Here is a 16,263-nt window from a genome sequence, read left to right on the forward strand (position 1 = left end):
ACCGCGCACGCATTGCATGCCCTCAGCATCGTCGGATCTTCTCCGGACATGGTTCCGGGCTACGCGGGGGCGGCGCCGATCCGCGCCGAGCAGCGGGCGAGGGGCGTGGCGGGAGCACGGGCACCGCGAGCGAAGCCATGCGAAGCGCCGAGGGTTACGGGAGTTGCGCCGCGGGTCAAGCCTCTCCGCTCGCTGACCGCGTCTTGGCGGCCGTCGCGCTCTCGCGGTGCGCGCCGTCCGCGCGGCCCGGGCCGCCTTCGCCTCCCTCGCTTTCCAGCGTTCCGGGCCGGAACCCGAGCGCGCGCGCCTGGGCAGGGCGGGTGTGGCGGCGGCGCCAGACCACGGCGTCGAGCAGGTAATGGGTCGCCTGCGGCAGCGCGAGCAGCGGCACGAGCAGCGCCCGCGCGCGCGGCCCGAGGAGCGGCTCGTCCCCTGTCCGCGCGCCGCCGAAGAGCTCCGGCCGGTCGTGCCAGACCAGCCGGTCCCAGAGCATCTCCTCGACGAACGCGAGCGCCAGCGCGACGCCGAGGAAGGCGAGGAGCCCGGCGGCGAGGACCCGCGCGAGCAGCGAGCGCGGCGCCTCGCGGGCCCGCTCCCGGGCGTACGCGAAGACGAGCGCCATGTACGGGACCCCGTGGACGATCACGTTGGTGACCGTGAACTGGAAGTCGCTGTCGGTCGCGACGATACCGACGTACCACGTCGCCGCGGTCGTCGCGACGACGACGTGCTTGCCGAGGTTGAGCGGCGCGCGGTCGACGCAGGCCCGCTGGATCGCGCGGGCGACGTACGCGGCGGCGAGCGCGGCGTACACCGCGCCGAGCGGGCCCACCGCGGCCGCGAGCCACGGCGCGCTCACGAAATCGCCGTCCACGAACCACTGGAACGCGCGCGGTTGGTGAGCGTGTGCGTGCCAGTAAAGGAGCGGCCACCCCGTCGCCGCGTAGACGAGCGCGTCGTCGAGGAGGCGATCGACGCGCGAGCGCTCGCCCGCGAGCGCGCGGTAGATCGCGACCCACCCGACCTGCTGGCGGACGAAGTGGATCACGGCGACGTAGGCGAGCGCGCGCCAGAAGGTCAGCTCGGAGGCGAGGTGGAGCGCGACGCCGGCGGCGTAACAGGCGAGCGGCACGCCGGCGTAGAGCGCGGGATGGCGGCGGAGCTCCTCCGGGTCGAGGTACGTGCGGAAGAGCGTCGTGTGCACGTGCGCGACGTCGACGCCGACCACGAAGAGCAGGAAGCCCCAGGCCGGGAGCGCGCCCCCCGTCGAGAGCGCGGCGAGGGCGAGGGCGACCGCCGCGGAGCCGCCGAACACCGCGAGGTCGACGCCGCGGCTCCACATGAAGCCGCCGCGGGCCGCGCCGCGGGGCCCGGCCGGCAGCGCGCCGAGGAGGTCGGGCCCGGCCGAGGCCAACGCCGAGACCCGCGCGTCAGCCGTGGATGGCCGCGGAGATGATCCAGGCGAGGCCCAGGATCACCGAGCCGATCACGATCGCGAGCGCCGTGTTCTGGTCCTCCTCGATCTCCTTGCGGATGGAGAAGGGGGTGAGCTTCGTGATCAGCATGAACGCCAGCAGGAAGACGATCAGCCCGACGGCAACGAAGACGAGCGTTCCGATCACGGCTTTGATCAAATTTTCAACGTCGGGCATCGGCGGTTCTCTCTGGGCGTGGGGCGGCGCGCGGCGCGCGCCCGTGACGTCGTGAGCTCGGGGCGCGAGCCTACGCGAGTCGGCCGGCAGGGTGAAGCGCGGTCGCTGCGCCGCGTCGCTCCTCGGCGCGCGCGCCCGGGCGGCGACGTGCTATCGCCCTGCGGTGTCCACGACCGTGAGCCGAACCCTGCCCCGCCGCGCCCTCACGGCCGCGCTCGCGGCGCTCGGCCTGCTCTGCGCAGGCGCGCCCCACCTCGCCGCGGCAGCGCCTCCGTCCGGCAAGGCGGCGGGCGTAGCGGCCGGCAAGTCGGCGGGCACGCCGTCCGGCAAGGGGGCGGGCGCGCCGTCCGGCAAGGCGGCGCGCGGCGGGGGCGCGCCGATCCGGAAGGCGGCGCACACGGCGGGGGCGCCGAGGAGCGCCGCGGCGGGTCCGGCGGAAGCGCCGCTCGATCTCGCGTTGCCCGTCGAGCGGGTCACGCTGAAGAACGGGCTGCGCGTGGTGCTGAGCCCCGATGAGAGCTCGCCAACGGTCGCGGTGGCCGTGACGTACGACGCGGGCTCGCGCGACGAGCCGAGCGGCAGGAGCGGCGTGGCGCGCCTCGTGATGGACACGATGGCCCGGAGCAGCCGCAGCCTGCCGGCGGGCGAGCCCCAGCGCCTCGTCGCCGAGCGCGGTGGCGAGCTCCACGCCGAGGCGGACGTCGATCGCACCGCGTACACGGCGGTGCTGCCCGCGAACGAGCTCGCGCTGGCGCTGTGGCTCGAGGCCGATCGCATGAGGGCGCCCGCGCCGAGCGCGGAGGGCTTCGAGGCGCAGCGCAGGGGCGCGCTCGAGCGCCGCGGCGCGGTCCTCGGCGCCGCCCACGGCCAGGGCGCGATCCGGCTCCGCGAGCTCGTCTTCCAGGGGTACTGGCCCCACGAGCACCCGGCGCTCGGCGAGGCGGACGATCTCGCGGGCGCCGAGCTCTCGTGGGTCCGCGACTTCCACGCGGCCCACCACGGCCCGAACAGGGCGGTGCTCGCGATCGCCGGCGGCTTCGACGCGGGCGCGGCGATGGCGCTCGTGCACGAGTACTTCGACGGCATCCCCGCCGTCTCCGCCGCGCCCTTCAAGGACGCGCCGTTCCCCGAGCAGACGAGCCAGCGCACCGGCGTCGTGAGGGACAGCGCCGCCCGCGCGCCGTCGATCCTCTACGGGTGGGCCGTGCCGCCGCCCGAGCACCCGGATCACCACGCGCTCGCGCTCGCGGCCTCCCTGCTCGGGCGCGGCGAGAGCTCGCGGCTCCCGGCTCTCCTCGTCGGGAACAAGGCGGTCGCGCGGTCGGTGCGGGTCGCGATCGACGGCCACCGCGGGCCCGATCTCTTCTCCATCGACGTGCGGCTCGCCGAGGACGCCCGGGTCGGCGACGTCGAGAAGCTGATCGAGGGCGAGATCCGGGCGCTTGCGACGGCGGGACCCTCGCAGGCCGAGCTGACGAGGGCGCGCCGGCTGCTCCAGTCGGCGTTCGTGGCGGGCCTCGCGGACGCGAGCGCGCGGGCGCGGGCGCTCGGCGAGCACGAGCTCGTCTTCGGGGACGCCGCCCACCTGAACGGGGAGCTCGCGCGCTACTTCGCGGTGACCCGGGAGGACGTGCAGCGCGTCGCGCGCGAGCACCTCGGCCCGACGCGCCGGACGATCGTCGAGACCTATCCCCCTGGGGTGCCGGGAGCCGCCTCGCCGCCGCGCGCGTCGGCCGGCGCGCTGCGGGCCGGAGGCGGGGCGCGCGCCGCGGCGCCGGAGCAGGACGCTGACGTGGCGGCGCCGGGCAAGGGCGCAGAGAAGGCGGCGCCTGGCAAGGGCGCGGGCAAGGCCGCGCCGAGCAAGGGAACGGGCAAGGGCGCGTCGGGCAAGGCCGCGTCGGGCAAGGTCGCGCCGGGCAAGGCCGCGCCGGGCAGGGCCGCGCCGGGCAAGGGCGCGGACAAGGCCGCGCCGGGCGAGCGCCCGGCGAAGGCGCACGGCGCGGCGAGCCGGCCCGCGCCGGATCCGGCGCCGACGAAGCCGGCGAAGCCCACGAAGAAGTGACGCGAACAGGCGAGCGACGGAGAACGCGTGACGCGATGAACGAGCGAAGCGAGCGACGCGACCTGCGCGGGCGACGGACAGCGCGCCCCTGGCTCTCCTGGACCGCGGCGCTCGCGGCCGCCGTGGTGTGCGGCTGCGCTGCTGGGCGGGCGCCGCAGCCGCCCGCGCAGGCGGGCGCGCCGGCGAGGCCCGCCCCGGCGACGTCTGCGCCAGCGGCGCCGCCGGCCGAGGTCGCTCGCGGGGAGCAGCCGCCGCCGTCCGGCCCCGCGAAGCCCGCGCGCATGCCCGCGATCGCCTGGGCCGAGCTCCCGAGCGGCCTGCGCGTCGCCACGGCGGTGAGCCGCGCGCTGCCGCTCGTGGAGGTCCGGGTGGTCATCCGCGGCGGCTCCGCGGCCGACGGCGAGCGCACGGGGCTCGCCGCGCTCACGGGCGAGCTCCTCCTGCGCGGGGGCGCGGGCGGCCTCCCCGGCCGCGAGCTGCTCGCGCGCGTCGAGTCGCTCGGCGCCTCCCTGCGGGTGGACACAGGCCTCGACGCGACCGTGATCGGGCTGCGCGCGCCCAGCGATCGCCTCGCGGAGGCGGCCCTGCTGCTCGGGCACGTCGTGCAGCGGCCGCGCCTCGACGCCGCGGAGCTCGCCAAGCTGAAGGCCCAGGCCGCCGAGGCGGCGAGGGAGCGCGCGCGCTCGGACGGCCGCTGGGGAGCGCTGATGGTCCTCTTCCGCGACCTCTACGCGCTCCCGACGGAGCTGCACCCCTACGGCTCGTTCGGCGCGACGGCGGCGGAGCTCCCGCAGATCACCGCCGCCGACTGCCGCGCGTTCCACGCGGCGTGGTACGTCCCGAAGAACACCGTGGTGGTGGTGGCGGGCGACACGACGCCCGAGGCCGCGCGCGCGGCCGTGGAGAAGGCCTTCACCGACCGCCGCGGCGCGGAGCCGCCGGCGCTCTCGTTCACCGATCCGGTGCCTCCGGCGTCGCTCAAGATCACGATCGTCGATCGCCCGAAGAGCGCGGAGAGCGAGCTCTTCCTCGGCGTGCTCGGCCCCGAGCGCAGCGCCTCGGAGTGGCCCGCGCTCGCTCTCGCGGGCGAGGTCCTCGGCGGCCCCTCCGGGCGCCTCTCGCAGGAGCTGCTCGAGCCGCGCGGGCCGGCGCGCGAGGTGTCCGCGGCGCCGCTCGACGTCGCGCACGGGCCCGTCCCGCTCCTGGCCCACGTCCGCGTCCCCGCGGCGCGCACGGGCCTCGCCGCGCAGGCGATGCTGGAGCACGCGGAGCAGCTCGCGGCCGCGGCGCCCTCGCAGGAGGAGGTCGACGCCGCGGCGCGGCGGCTCACGGCCGGCCTCGGCCTGGGCCTCGGGACGGCCACGGGGCTCGCGGACGAGCTCGCCGTCATGCAGGCGCTCGATCTGCCGGACGACCACCACGAGAGCTACCGCAAGGAGCTCCGGGAGATCACGCCGGCCTTCGCCGGCAAGGTCGCGCACGACAACGTGCGACCGGCGCACGCCGCGATCGTCGTGGTGGGCGACGCCCAGGCGATCGGCCCGATGCTGAGCCGCCTCGGGGACGTCAAGGTGGTCGACCCGACCCGCGCCTTCGAGCGGAAGCGCACGATCCCGCGGGACGCGAGCGCCTCGCCCGCCCCGGCGCCAGGCGCTGGCCGCGCGGCGCCGGCAGAGGAGCCGCAGTGACGGCCGCCGGGCGCCGCGGGGGCGCGCGCGCTCCGCGGGCGGCTGTGCGTGGGCTAGCGCCCGCGACGCGCGCCTTCGCGCTCGCGGCGGCGCTCGCGGCCGCGTCCTCTCCGGGCGCCGTGGGGGCGCAGCCGAAGCCAGCGCCGGTGGCCGCAGCGCCGGCGGCGCCGACGGCGGCACCCGGGCAGCTCGACGGCGCGACGTACGACTACGAGCACCCGTCTGCGCCGGCGAGCGGCGCCGCCGAGCAGGGCGCAGCGCAGGCCGGAGCGGCCGCGCCCCCGGTGCCGCCGGAGCGGCGCTGGCGGGGTCGCGCCTTCGTGCACCGCCTGGCGGCCGCCGATCCCGCGCGGCCGCTGCCGATCCTCGTGTTCCTGCACGGCACCAACGAGGCGCGGATCGAGCACCGCTGGATGGGGGGCGGCCAGGAGGGCGACGTGCGCCGGATCGCGGCGCAGCTCATGGAGGCGGGCCGGATCCCGCCGATGCTGGTCGCCGCGCCGAGCGCCGTGCTCCCGGCGGCGGTCGCCGTCGCGCGGACGAGCTGGCCTGCCTTCGATCTGGACGCGTTCCTGGACGCCACGGCCGCGCGGCTGCGCGGCGTCGCGACCCTCGACCGCGCGCGCGTCGTCGTCGCGGGCCACTCCGGCGGCGGCTGCAACAAGGCGGGCGGCATCGCGGCCGCGCTCGGCGCGTCCACCCCCGTGCACGCCGCGCTCGTGATCGACACGTGCATGGACGTCGACATCGCGCTCCCCCTCGCGCGCTCGCGCCCGACAACGCACGTCGTCGTGTCGTGGCAGACGATGACCTGGGCCAAGCGCCCCATCGCCGACTTCCGCCGCGCCTTCCAGCGCGGCGTCGAGGCGCACCCCGCGGCGCCCGGCGTCCTCCGCGAGCTCGAGCCGCTCGTCCCGACGGAGCCGATGCCCCACGACGCCATGGTGCCCCTGGTGCTGCGGCGCTGGCTGCCGTCGCTCCTCTCGCCGGACGCCGCGCCGAGCGTGCCCTGCGTCTCGCCGTGACCGCCCCAGGACGCGCGGCCGCGTCCGTGCCCCGCCCTCCGCCCCAGGATTCGAGACGACATCGTCTCTGACGTATAGGGGTGGGGTACGCCGTCGATCAGCATCACTGGGGCTTCTCCGCGAGCAGGTCGCGCTCGATCTCCGCCATCCTCCCGCGCAGTTCGGGCTCGAAGGACCCGAAGTCGTCAATCGGCGGCTGGCGCTCCTCGTCCAACTCCTTGAGACGGTCGAGCGCTCATTCTTTTTCTTCGCGCATCTGCGTCAGGCGCGGCCGCACAGCCGGTTTTCCTGCCACACAAGACCAATTCCGCCAGCGGCGACATTTTCTCCGGGATTTCTGCCGCAGGGCGCGCCTCCAGGACTCCAGAAATACAAAGGAACGACATAAAATCCAAAAGCTTCGCGTCGATGCTTGACTGAGAAACTCAATTGCATACTGTCCGCCGAAGTGACCTGGCTCACTCGGGCGACGAATACGCATCGATCTACAGGAGCGATGTAATGGCGAGAGGGGAACTAGTGTGAGAATGAGCCGAATTGCGACCAGTGGTCTTATGATAGGCGCCGTCCTGCTGCAGGCTTGTTTCGGAGCCGATCCGAGCCAGGAGTCAGAGGCAGACATACCGGAGCAGACCGCTGTACAGCGCGTCACGTCGGATCTCCGAGCGATGCGTCGCTCCGAGGTGGACGGCTGGAACGCCCAGCGGGCCCGAGGATGGAACATCGTTGGTACCGTTCAGATGCCCAGCGGCCAGATTATCGAGTTCGTCGAGTACGCGAGTCTCTATCCGGACGCGGTTAACGTTATTCCACCGCCGCAACCTCAGCAGACGCCGACCCCGAGCCAGGATCGGCGTCGAGGGGCCGAAGATAAAGTGAGCGCCGAGGAGACGGCACCGATGCACAACGCTCGTCGGGCGCGCACCGAGTACGAGGAGCTTGGGATCCAGGCCCCCGAAGGGACCGTGCCCATGCCGCGGCCAACGTTCGACGGCTACGTCGAGGGCAACCATTCGGCAGAGAATTTGGACAGCTATATCAAGAACCACATTGCGACGCCGCTGCCGAGCTACGACGGAAACAAGAAGCTCTACGCGAACAAGCAAGACTTGCGCACTCACGTGTCCAACGCTGCAGACGTGAGCACCTGGGACTATGCCAACGTCGGAAGCACGGAGATGAGCCTGATGCAGGGCGCCTCCTTGTGCTCAGGAGCGAGCCCGTCGACCACCATGGAAGCGGTTGAGGTCGGCTTCATGGAGCAGAGCCCGCTCTATAGCAATTCTTCCATCCATCTATTTCTCTACTTTCGCACGGCCGGTGGGGCGCAGGGTGCTCGCATCGGTGGCTACGACGAGCTCCAGGCGGGCTTCAAGCGCGAACCTTCGGCGACAATCTTCCCGGGCGCGGTGATGTCCTCGAGCACGATGAGCGTGGTCAATGGAACGCACTACTCCTGCCCCGTCGAGATCCAGTTGTTTCAAAACCGCTGGTGGGTCCACGCTTGCGGCCAATGGATGGGTTACTACCCGACACAGAACTCGGTCGCGGACGCCGCCGGTGAGCGCATCACCTTCGACCTGATCGCCAGCGGAGCGTGCCGTGCCGACTGGTACGGCGAGTACTGGCATCCCGGCGTCAACACCGGAAGTCCGCCGACCCCCTGGGCCAATGGTGATGTCGGCAGTGGTCAGCATGGCAACAGCTCGGGTCAGGCTGCCTGGATCTATAATCCGCGCATCGGCATAACGACTCCGAGCAATACCTTCGCATTCAACGGCGGCAACGCTCCGGGTGGGGCCTTTTCAGGGTACGATCCTGACTGCTATAGCCTTTCCAACATGCTGCTAGACGTCAACAACATCACGTTCTTCCGTCTTGGAGGCCCGGGCGGAGATGGAAGTGGCTGTAACTAACAGGACAGCGCTGGCGTCCTCCGCGGTGCTGCTGGCATTGTTGGCGGTACTGGCGTGCTCACGCGTGAGCGCAGACGCGGATGGGCCGGCGGTCCAGCTTGCCGAAGCGCGTCAAGCGGACGGCGCCGAGGCTGAGGTGAGCTGCGCGACCGACGGCGACTGTGCGTCGGGATTCTGTGATCGGGCTCGGTGCGCGGCGAAATTCGATCCGCGGCACTACGGTTGGGAGTGTGATGAGTCTTCGCTTCCAGCCGACAATCCCATCCGGGCGTCGAAGCTGCGCGTCTGCGGCGCGTACGTTTGTCGAGAGGGTCGTTGCCGATCGTGCTTGAGCAATGCCGATTGCTCCGGGGGCGGGGTTTGCCAGAGGTCCCACGACCCCGCCACGCCAGGCTGGTTTTGCGGCGCTCCGTAAAGGCCAGAGCACCGACGATGATGCAGCCCCGGGGTCAAGGGCTTTAGCGCTCTCTTTCCGCGGCTGGCCGGCTTCAGCTCGGCCGCGCTAGCGCTCGGCGTCGTCGGTGCAGGTCGTTTCGGCATGGACGTCTCCCTTCGCCCTGGTGGGCGTCGTTACGGTTGGGCTGGAGCGTCGCGTCGAGTCCGCAGGAGCGAGCTGTGGCTCAATCGATCGACGATCCGCATTCACAGGCCGGCAGTCGCCTTGGTGGTCTGGATGCACGCTGGAATCCGAAGCGGGATCGTGGAGGCGCAATCTATCAAACGGCGTGTTCGACCCAGAGGCGGAGCGCCCTCGGTGCTCTCGCGCTCATCCTCTCTTATGCGGATCGCTGGGTGCGTGGCCGCTGGCGCCGGTAGCGGCACGGGATCCTCCGCGTCCAGCGGCGGCTCCAGCACATCGAACAGCGCAGGTGGAGAAGGTGATGAAGGCGGCGGGTGCACCTGCGGAATGGCCGGTCGAACCGCCCCGACGGGCGCTCCGGCGGCATGGATGGCCGTCTGGGCGGCGGCCCTTCATCGCGTCATCCGGCGCCGCCGCATGATTTCCCGCACGGCCGGGCGAACCGCTTGGCGAACGCGCTCACGATGACGTTCTGACCGGGGCGGTGGCGCCGTAGGACGCTGATTCACCACCCTTGCGCACCTCATGGTGGATCCGGAGACTCCTGAGCGAGGCGCTTCCGTCGTTCCTGATTCCTGCCTCCCCCGCCCGGTGGTACCGTGGCTGACATGCCCCGGTCTCGGCGTCCAGGAGCGTTGTCGCATCAGCGCGTCAACGAGCCTGGGCACGGCGACGGCACGGAGGGTACCGCTCGTGTGGCAAGCATCGGCTTCCGGTGGACGATCTGACGCCAATGTCCCGATGGCGGACAGCGCGCGTGCCATTGCGGCGCGCTCTGACCGCTCCGGCGACGCCGCTCCCGCTTCTTCTGCAGCCGGGCGGGGCGACGTAGCCCAGGACCCGCGGCGCAACCAGCTGGTCGCCGGGCGGTACAAGCTCTCGCGGCTGGTCGGACGCGGCGCCATGGGCGAGGTGTGGCTCGCGCACGACAGGGCGTTGCGGATCGACGTCGCGCTCAAGCTCCTCACGGTCCAGCGCGAGAGCCAGGCCGGCACCGCGCTGGAGCGCTTCCGGTTCGAGGCCCAGGTCGCGGCGCAGCTGGCGCAGAAGACGGACCACGTCGTCGCCGTGCACGACGTCGGCAACGACCCTGCCGCGGGCCCGTACCTCGTCATGGGCTACGTTCGAGGTCGGTCCCTGAGGCAGCTCATGCAGGAGCGGGGGCCGATGTCCCCGGCGGAGCTCGCCCCGCTCCTTGGCCAGATCGGAGAAGCCCTCTCCGTCGCGCACGGCCTCGGCATCGTGCACCGCGACATCAAGCCGACGAACGTGCTGCTCGAGGAGGAGCGCAGCGGCGAGGTGCGCGCCAAGGTCGCGGATTTCGGCATCGCCAAGTGGATCCGAAAGGAGCTGCCAGCCGACTTCCCCCGCCGGACCATCGGCGGCGTGGTGCTGGGCACGCCGGCGTACCTGAGCCCGGAGCACGCGTGCGACGGGGACACCAACCCGCACTCCGACATGTGGGCGCTCGCGGTCGTCTCCTACGAGGCGCTCACGGGCCGGCTGCCCTTCCCGGGCCACACCATGAGCGACGTGCTCGCCTCGATCCTGGCCAGCGCGCAACCGCCGCGGCCGGCGCTGTACCCGGACGCGCCACCGGCGCTCTCGGCGTGGTTCGCGCGCGCGTTCGCCCTGAACCCGACGGAGCGGTTCCCCTCGATCGAGGCCATGGTCGCCGCTTACAAGGCCGCTGTCGGCCTGTCGGGGGCGCCGGTGCGCGCCGAGCGGGCAGAGCCCGCGCGCCGGGGCAAGCTGGGCCTCGCAGCCGGCCTCGTCGTGGCGCTCGGCGTCGTGCTGTCGACCGGCGCGCTGTGGGCGCAGGCCCAGCTCCCCGCCGCGCTGCGGGCCTCGAGCGTCGATGCGCGCGCCGCGTCCGTGGTCCGCGCCGCGCAGGCGCGCATCGCGGCCCAGGCGAGCCCACGCCGAGCAGCGAGAGCGGGCGGCGCCGCAGCGGTGGAGGCTGCCGTCCCCGCGGCCGACGACGCCTCCGTCCCCGCGGCCGAGGAGGCCTCCGTCCCTGCGGCCGCGCCGCGCCCCCTCGCCGCGCAGGCCCCGCGCCCGGTCGACCCGCGTTCGGCGCCGCCGAGCGCTCGCATCTCCCGCGGTGACCGCGCGACCGGCGCGCGAAGCGCGCCCACCGAACGCGAGTTGCTCAGGACGCGTCACTGAGCGGTTGTTGCCAATCCGCGCGTGCGTGAGCTCGGCGGTCCGGCGCACGCCTCAGGCCGCTCGATGATTGCGCCATGCAGGCAGGCTTGGCTGTCCTCGTCGTGGCCAGACACAGGCGTTGTGCGCGGTGGCGCCCTGCTTGCATCAAGACGTCGGCGTCAGGTGCAGCCATGGCGCAAGAAGCCCCCAAGCCGGCCGAGAAGAGACGGCCAAAGCATGTACGCAGCCCCCTGAAAGACGTTGCGCCGAGCCGCCCCCGGGGACTGCCTGCGCAGGATGATCGAGAGCAAGCCGCGAAGGCCGAGAAGGATCGCTCGCCCGCGCCGTCTGGCGAGCGGTCGACCCAGGCGCCCCACGGGGTGCCTCCGCGTGGGCACGAACCGCGCGGCGGGCGCGACCGGACCGAGGGGCAACACCGGAGCAGCGCCGAGCAGACTCACGGTCAGCGTGAGCTCGCCCAGCAGCTTCGCGTCGATAGCGTCCGCTGCTCGACGATGGCCGGCTCCGGACACCCGACCTCCAGCCTGTCGGCGGCCGATCTCATGGCGGTGCTCCTCCGCGACCACCTCCGCTGGGACCTGAGCCATCCGGAGAACCCGAACAACGATCACGTGATCTTCTCGAAGGGCCACGCCTCCCCGCTGCTCTACGCGATGCTCAAGGCGGCGGGCGTCATCTCCGACGCGGAGCTCCTGTCGTACCGGCGCTTCGGGAGCCCGCTGCAAGGGCACCCGGTGCCGACGCTCCCCTGGGTCGACGTGGCGACCGGCTCCCTGGGTCAGGGGCTCCCCATGGGCGTCGGGATCGCGCTCTCCGGCAAGTACCTCGAGAAGGCTCCCTACCGTGTCTGGGTGTTGCTCGGCGACAGCGAGATGTCCGAGGGATCCATCTGGGAGGCGTTCGACCACGCGCGCCACACGAAGCTCGGCAACCTCATTGCCATCCTCGACATGAACCGCCTCGGGCAACGCGGACAGACCCCCCTCGGCTGGGACGCCGCGGCCTATGCGGCGCGCGCCCGCGCGTTCGGCTGGCGTGCCCTGGAGATCGACGGCCACGATCCAGCCGCCATCTCCGGCGCCTACGCCGAAGCCCTCCGCGCCTCGGACGCGCCCGCGCTGATCGTCGCGCGCACGGTGAAGGGAAAGGGCGTGTCCCTCGTCGAGGACAAGGACGGCTGGCACGGAAAGGCGCTCGACGAGGCGCAGTGCGCGAAGGCGATCGAAGAGCTGGGGGGCATGCGCGATATCGTCATCACGCCAGAGGCGCCTGCGCCGGGTGAGCCCGCTCCGCGGCCCACCGCCGGGCCGCTGAAGCTCCCCATCTACGAGCGCTCCACGGCCGTCGCGACGCGGAAAGCCTACGGCGACGCGCTCAAGGCGCTCGGCGCTGCGCGCGCGGAGATCGTCGCCGTGGACGCCGAGGTCAACAACTCGACCTTTGCCGAGGAGTTCGCGAAGGCCCATCCAGACCGCTATTTCGAGATGTTCATCAGCGAACAGCAGATGGTGGCCGCCGCCGTCGGGCTGAGCGTCCGGCGCTGGTCGCCCTTCGCGTCGACGTTCGCGGCCTTCCTCACGCGCGCCCACGATTTCCTCCGGATGGCCGCGGTGTCGAGGGCCGATATCCGCGTGTGCGGCTCGCACGCGGGCGTATCCATCGGTGAGGACGGCCCGTCGCAGATGGGGCTCGAGGATCTGGCCATGATGCGCGCCATCCACGGGAGCACCGTGCTCTATCCGTGCTGCGCCAATCAGGCCGCTCGGCTGGTGGCTGCCATGGCCGACCAGAAGGGCATCGTCTATCTCCGAACGACGCGCGAGAAGACGCCCATCCTGTACGATGCGACCGAAGCGTTCCCCATCGGCGGGAGCAAGGTGCTGCGCGAGACACCCCATGATCGCGTGACGATCATCGCCGCCGGCATCACCGTCCATGAGGCGTTGAAGGCCCACGCAGAGCTCGAGGCGAGCGGGCTCTCCGCTCGAGTCATCGACGCGTATGGCATCAAGCCAATCGACGCCGCCGGCATCCGCGCGGCGGTGCAGGCCACGGATGGAAACGTCGTCGTCGTGGAGGATCACTGGGCGGAGGGCGGCCTGGGCGACGCCGTGCTCGAGGCCCTGGCCGGCGAAGAGCCCGTCGTCGCGCGCGTCGTCCACCTCGCCGTGAGGGAGATGCCCGGCTCGGGCACCCCGGCCGAGCTCCTGCGTGCCGCGGGGCTCGACGCTGCCTCCATCGCTGGCGCGGCGAAGCGCCTCCTCTCCGGCGACGCACGCGCCGCGGCGTGAGCCACGGGGTCAATCCAGGAGGGCTCGGACCTCCTCATCGGTAGTCTGCGAGGAGTCCTCGTACCAGCGCCCGCGCGCGATAGTCCTGGCCTCGCGCGAGGCGAGCGCAAGCGCGCTGCGGGTCGGTCGTCGGCGGATCGTGATACAACGCCAGCGACAGGACCGACATGAGCGCTCTCTACGATCGCATCGGCACGGGCTACTCCGCCACGCGGAGGACGGAGCCCCGCATCGAGGCGCTGATCAGAGACGCCCTTGGCGATGCGCGCTCGGTGATCAACGTGGGGGCGGGCGCCGGCGCGTACGAGCCGACCGACCGAGAGGTGCTCGCGATCGAGCCCTCGGCGACGATGATCGCGCAGCGGCGGCCCGGCGCGGCGCCAGCCCTCCAGGCCAGGGCCGAGGGCCTGCCCCTCCCCGATCAGAGCTTCGACGCCGCCCTGGCCGTCAACACACTACATCACTGGACCGACCTCCGAGCAGGCCTGCGCGAGCTCTGCAGGGTCGCGCGCAAGCGAATCGTCATTTTCATGCGCGACCCGCCGAGCGGTGAGCCTTTCTGGCTGACCGAGGACTACCTTCCCTCGCTCGACCCGTCACGAAAGAACGCCGCTATCATCGACGCGATCAGAGGAGAGCTCCCGTCCGTGGAGTCGCTCCCTTTTCAGCTGCCTCGCGATTGCGCCGACGGTCTGTTCGCCGCGTACTGGGCGCGGCCGGAGATGTACCTGGACGCCGAGATCCGGCGGAACATCTCGAACTTTGCGCTCGCGGAGGAGGGCGAGCTGGCGAAAGGGCTCGCGCGCTTGAGCGCGGATCTCGCGTCGGGGGAGTGGGATCGCAAGTACGGGGAGCTGCGGCGCCTGGAGTCGTTGGACCTCGGCCATCGCGTGCTGGTCGCCGAGCTGGCGTGACGCGCCGCCCGGGCGAAGCGCAGGTGCCGACGCGGAGGCGTCGCACAAAAGAAAAAAAGAGCGCCCGTCCGACGGTGTGGGGGGGGAAACCGTCCCTCAGGCGCTCCGGGGTCAGGGCTATGCAGGAGCTGGGCCAGGGATCTCCTGACGAGGGTCCGTGAATTTACGTAGGCGTTGTACGGCTGAGGCTTTCGTTTCTGGTGTGGCGGATTTCGTTGGTGAAGCGCAGGGGCGCTGTCTTGGCGTTCGCGAGTGCGGCGCGGTGGCGCTCGCCCGAGCGCCAGGCGAACCGCCTGGGCAGCCAGGCGAGCGCTGCGCCTAGGCAGGGCGGTGGGGCGTGCCGGCGATGGCTCCTACGCGGCGCGTCTTCGCCACGCGCCTCGCCTGTTGCCGGATGTGCTCCACGGCCTTCTCGAAGAAGGCCTCGGGGGAGGCCTTGCTGACGGTGATCTGCTCTCCGCCGATGAGGACGACGAGGAGGCCCCTGTCCGTCCTGCCCACCGCGAAGAAGTCGACGGTGAACGGCAGCTCTTCCTCGACGGTGAGGGACAGCTGGCACTTCAGGACCTCGCCGACGCCGGGCTGATTCTCGACGACAAACCGCTGCAGGAGCCCGTTGGCGTGGGCGTCTCCGGCGATCCGGTTGAGCGCCCACTTGTCCCTCGGCCAGGCCATGTGGTCACGGAGCTCGTATATCCACTGCAAGAGCTCCTCGGCGACCTGGCCGATCGCCGCCTTGGAGGCCTCATAGGACAGCTTGATCTGCTCGTATTTCGTCATCGGGGCTCCATCGCTCTCCGGCGCGCGCCCTCGAGGCTACCAGATCGCCGCGGCTCGCCGCACGCGGATCGGGCCCCTCCGCCTCGCCAACGCCGCGGGATTCTTCGGCGCCAGCGCGCAGCGCGCGGCGTCGCGGGCGGCCTCGCGGCGCTCGCGCTCCCTGGTCTCCGCGCGCCGCGGCCGACAGGAGCGGCCGGGCTCGCTCAGGCGTATTGTTGCAGCAGCGCGCCGCGCATGGGGTTGTCGCAGGCCTTCACCGCCGCGCGGATCGCGTCCCTGTCGACCGGCACCCTGTGCAGGCTGACGTTGACCGCGCCGCCTTGCGCCTCCACGGTCGCGTACTCGGCGTGGTGCAGCAGCGTCGGTGGCCCGCCGTTCGCGTACTCCTTGAACGGCATCCCGACGCTCCCCGGGTTCACGAGGAGCGTGCCGCGGTGCTGGCGGAGCATCTGGAGGTGCGTGTGCCCCCCGGCCATCACCGTCGCAGCGTGGCCCTCGAGGCGGCGATCGAGCTCCTCCGGCGGGGTGTTCGCGAGGAGATCTTCCATGTGAGACCGGGGCGAGCCGTGGAACACGAGGAGCGTCGAGTGAGCGTCGAGCGGGATCTCGAGGCGCGCCTGGAACGTGCGCAGGAAGGCGAGCTCGTCTCTCGACAGCCGATCACGGCACCAGTCCACCGCGTCGACGACGATGGGGGCCTCGGTGTAGGTGCGGATCAGCTCCGGATCCAGCATGAACTCGTCGTGGTTCCCGAGGATGCACGGGCACCCGAGCTCCTGCAGCATGTCCAGGATGGCCGAGGGCCGCGGCCCCAGCGTCGCGACGTCGCCGAGGCAGATCACCTGATCGACGCCCGTCGCGCGGATGCTGGCCAGCACGGCCCTGAGCGCCACTTCATTGCCGTGGATGTCGGATATCAGCGCGATCCGCATGGCAAGACCCCCTTCAGCGGCCATCGAGACGTTGGAGCGGCTCTCGGCGCCTCGCGGCGTCCGATCGGCGGACTCGTGACGATAGACCATGTCCGCCGGCGCCTCCAGCCCCCTCGCGCGTGGTCGGACGAGGCGGCGAGGTGGCGCGACGGCGCGGCAGCGCGACCGCTGGGGGCGATGGACACGCGCGTCACAGCCGCGAAGTTCCCCCAGTCTCCCTGCACGCGCCGGACCACGAGCGGGTAGGATCGGCG

General features: G+C 72.2%; 11 protein-coding genes. 7 read left to right on the plus strand and 4 right to left on the minus strand.

Annotated elements, in window-relative coordinates:
• Positions 1-175: 175 nt before the first annotated feature.
• Positions 176-1,414 (minus strand): hypothetical protein, encoded by a 1,239-nt coding sequence (locus WME95_RS46275; protein WP_437905583.1) that lies wholly within the window; start codon positions 1,412-1,414, stop codon positions 176-178.
• A 16-nt stretch (positions 1,415-1,430) separates the two neighbouring features.
• Entirely contained in the window at positions 1,431-1,622 is a 192-nt protein-coding gene (locus WME95_RS46280; protein ID WP_437547324.1) for a DUF350 domain-containing protein, read from the minus strand.
• Between the two features lie 205 nt (positions 1,623-1,827).
• On the opposite strand from WME95_RS46280, the gene WME95_RS46285 reads away from it, so the two are divergent.
• The 7 genes from WME95_RS46285 (at position 1,828) to WME95_RS46315 (ending at position 14,297) form a co-directional block, all read left to right on the plus strand.
• Positions 1,828-3,714 carry an insulinase family protein gene (locus tag WME95_RS46285; RefSeq protein ID WP_437905584.1) on the plus strand — a complete coding sequence of 629 codons (1,887 nt, stop codon included), beginning with the start codon at positions 1,828-1,830 and terminating at the stop codon, positions 3,712-3,714.
• A 35-nt stretch (positions 3,715-3,749) separates the two neighbouring features.
• Positions 3,750-5,402, plus strand: coding sequence for a M16 family metallopeptidase (locus tag WME95_RS46290; protein WP_437905585.1), 1,653 nt, complete (start codon positions 3,750-3,752; stop codon positions 5,400-5,402).
• Positions 5,399-6,427 carry a hypothetical protein gene (locus WME95_RS46295; RefSeq protein WP_437905586.1) on the plus strand — a complete coding sequence of 343 codons (1,029 nt, stop codon included), beginning with the start codon at positions 5,399-5,401 and terminating at the stop codon, positions 6,425-6,427. The genes WME95_RS46290 and WME95_RS46295 overlap by 4 nt, the downstream gene beginning before the upstream one ends.
• A gap of 668 nt (positions 6,428-7,095) precedes the next feature.
• Positions 7,096-8,343, plus strand: coding sequence for a neprosin family prolyl endopeptidase (locus WME95_RS46300; protein ID WP_437905587.1), 1,248 nt, complete (start codon positions 7,096-7,098; stop codon positions 8,341-8,343).
• A gap of 1,321 nt (positions 8,344-9,664) precedes the next feature.
• Complete coding sequence (locus tag WME95_RS46305) at positions 9,665-11,092, plus strand: serine/threonine-protein kinase (RefSeq protein WP_437905588.1); 1,428 nt, start codon at positions 9,665-9,667, stop codon at positions 11,090-11,092.
• Between the two features lie 359 nt (positions 11,093-11,451).
• The gene (locus WME95_RS46310; RefSeq protein ID WP_437905589.1) at positions 11,452-13,383 is read left to right on the plus strand and encodes a transketolase; all 1,932 of its coding nucleotides are present in this window, start codon (positions 11,452-11,454) and stop codon (positions 13,381-13,383) included.
• Between the two features lie 167 nt (positions 13,384-13,550).
• Positions 13,551-14,297, plus strand: coding sequence for a class I SAM-dependent methyltransferase (locus tag WME95_RS46315; protein ID WP_437905590.1), 747 nt, complete (start codon positions 13,551-13,553; stop codon positions 14,295-14,297).
• Positions 14,298-14,615: 318 nt separating this feature from the next.
• On the opposite strand, the gene WME95_RS46320 is transcribed toward WME95_RS46315, so the two are convergent.
• Both WME95_RS46320 and WME95_RS46325 read right to left on the minus strand, forming a co-directional pair.
• Positions 14,616-15,077, minus strand: coding sequence for a hypothetical protein (locus tag WME95_RS46320; RefSeq protein WP_437905591.1), 462 nt, complete (start codon positions 15,075-15,077; stop codon positions 14,616-14,618).
• 203 nt (positions 15,078-15,280) lie between these two features.
• Positions 15,281-16,099, minus strand: coding sequence for a metallophosphoesterase family protein (locus tag WME95_RS46325; RefSeq protein WP_437905592.1), 819 nt, complete (start codon positions 16,097-16,099; stop codon positions 15,281-15,283).
• Between the last annotated feature and the right edge of the window lie 164 nt (positions 16,100-16,263).

Origin of the sequence: Sorangium sp. So ce327, from assembly GCF_051530205.1 — a bacterium.
GTDB lineage: Bacteria > Myxococcota_A > Polyangia > Polyangiales > Polyangiaceae > Sorangium > Sorangium cellulosum_B.

Coding starts and splice junctions, on each gene's coding strand:
- WME95_RS46290 (WP_437905585.1), top strand. CDS start 3,750: ATGAACGAGCGAAGCGAGCGACGCGACCTGCGCGGGCGACGGACAGCG.
- WME95_RS46300 (WP_437905587.1), top strand. CDS start 7,096: ATGCGTCGCTCCGAGGTGGACGGCTGGAACGCCCAGCGGGCCCGAGGA.
- WME95_RS46305 (WP_437905588.1), top strand. CDS start 9,665: ATGGCGGACAGCGCGCGTGCCATTGCGGCGCGCTCTGACCGCTCCGGC.
- WME95_RS46315 (WP_437905590.1), top strand. CDS start 13,551: ATGAGCGCTCTCTACGATCGCATCGGCACGGGCTACTCCGCCACGCGG.
- WME95_RS46320 (WP_437905591.1), bottom strand. CDS start 15,077: ATGACGAAATACGAGCAGATCAAGCTGTCCTATGAGGCCTCCAAGGCG.
- WME95_RS46325 (WP_437905592.1), bottom strand. CDS start 16,099: ATGGTCTATCGTCACGAGTCCGCCGATCGGACGCCGCGAGGCGCCGAG.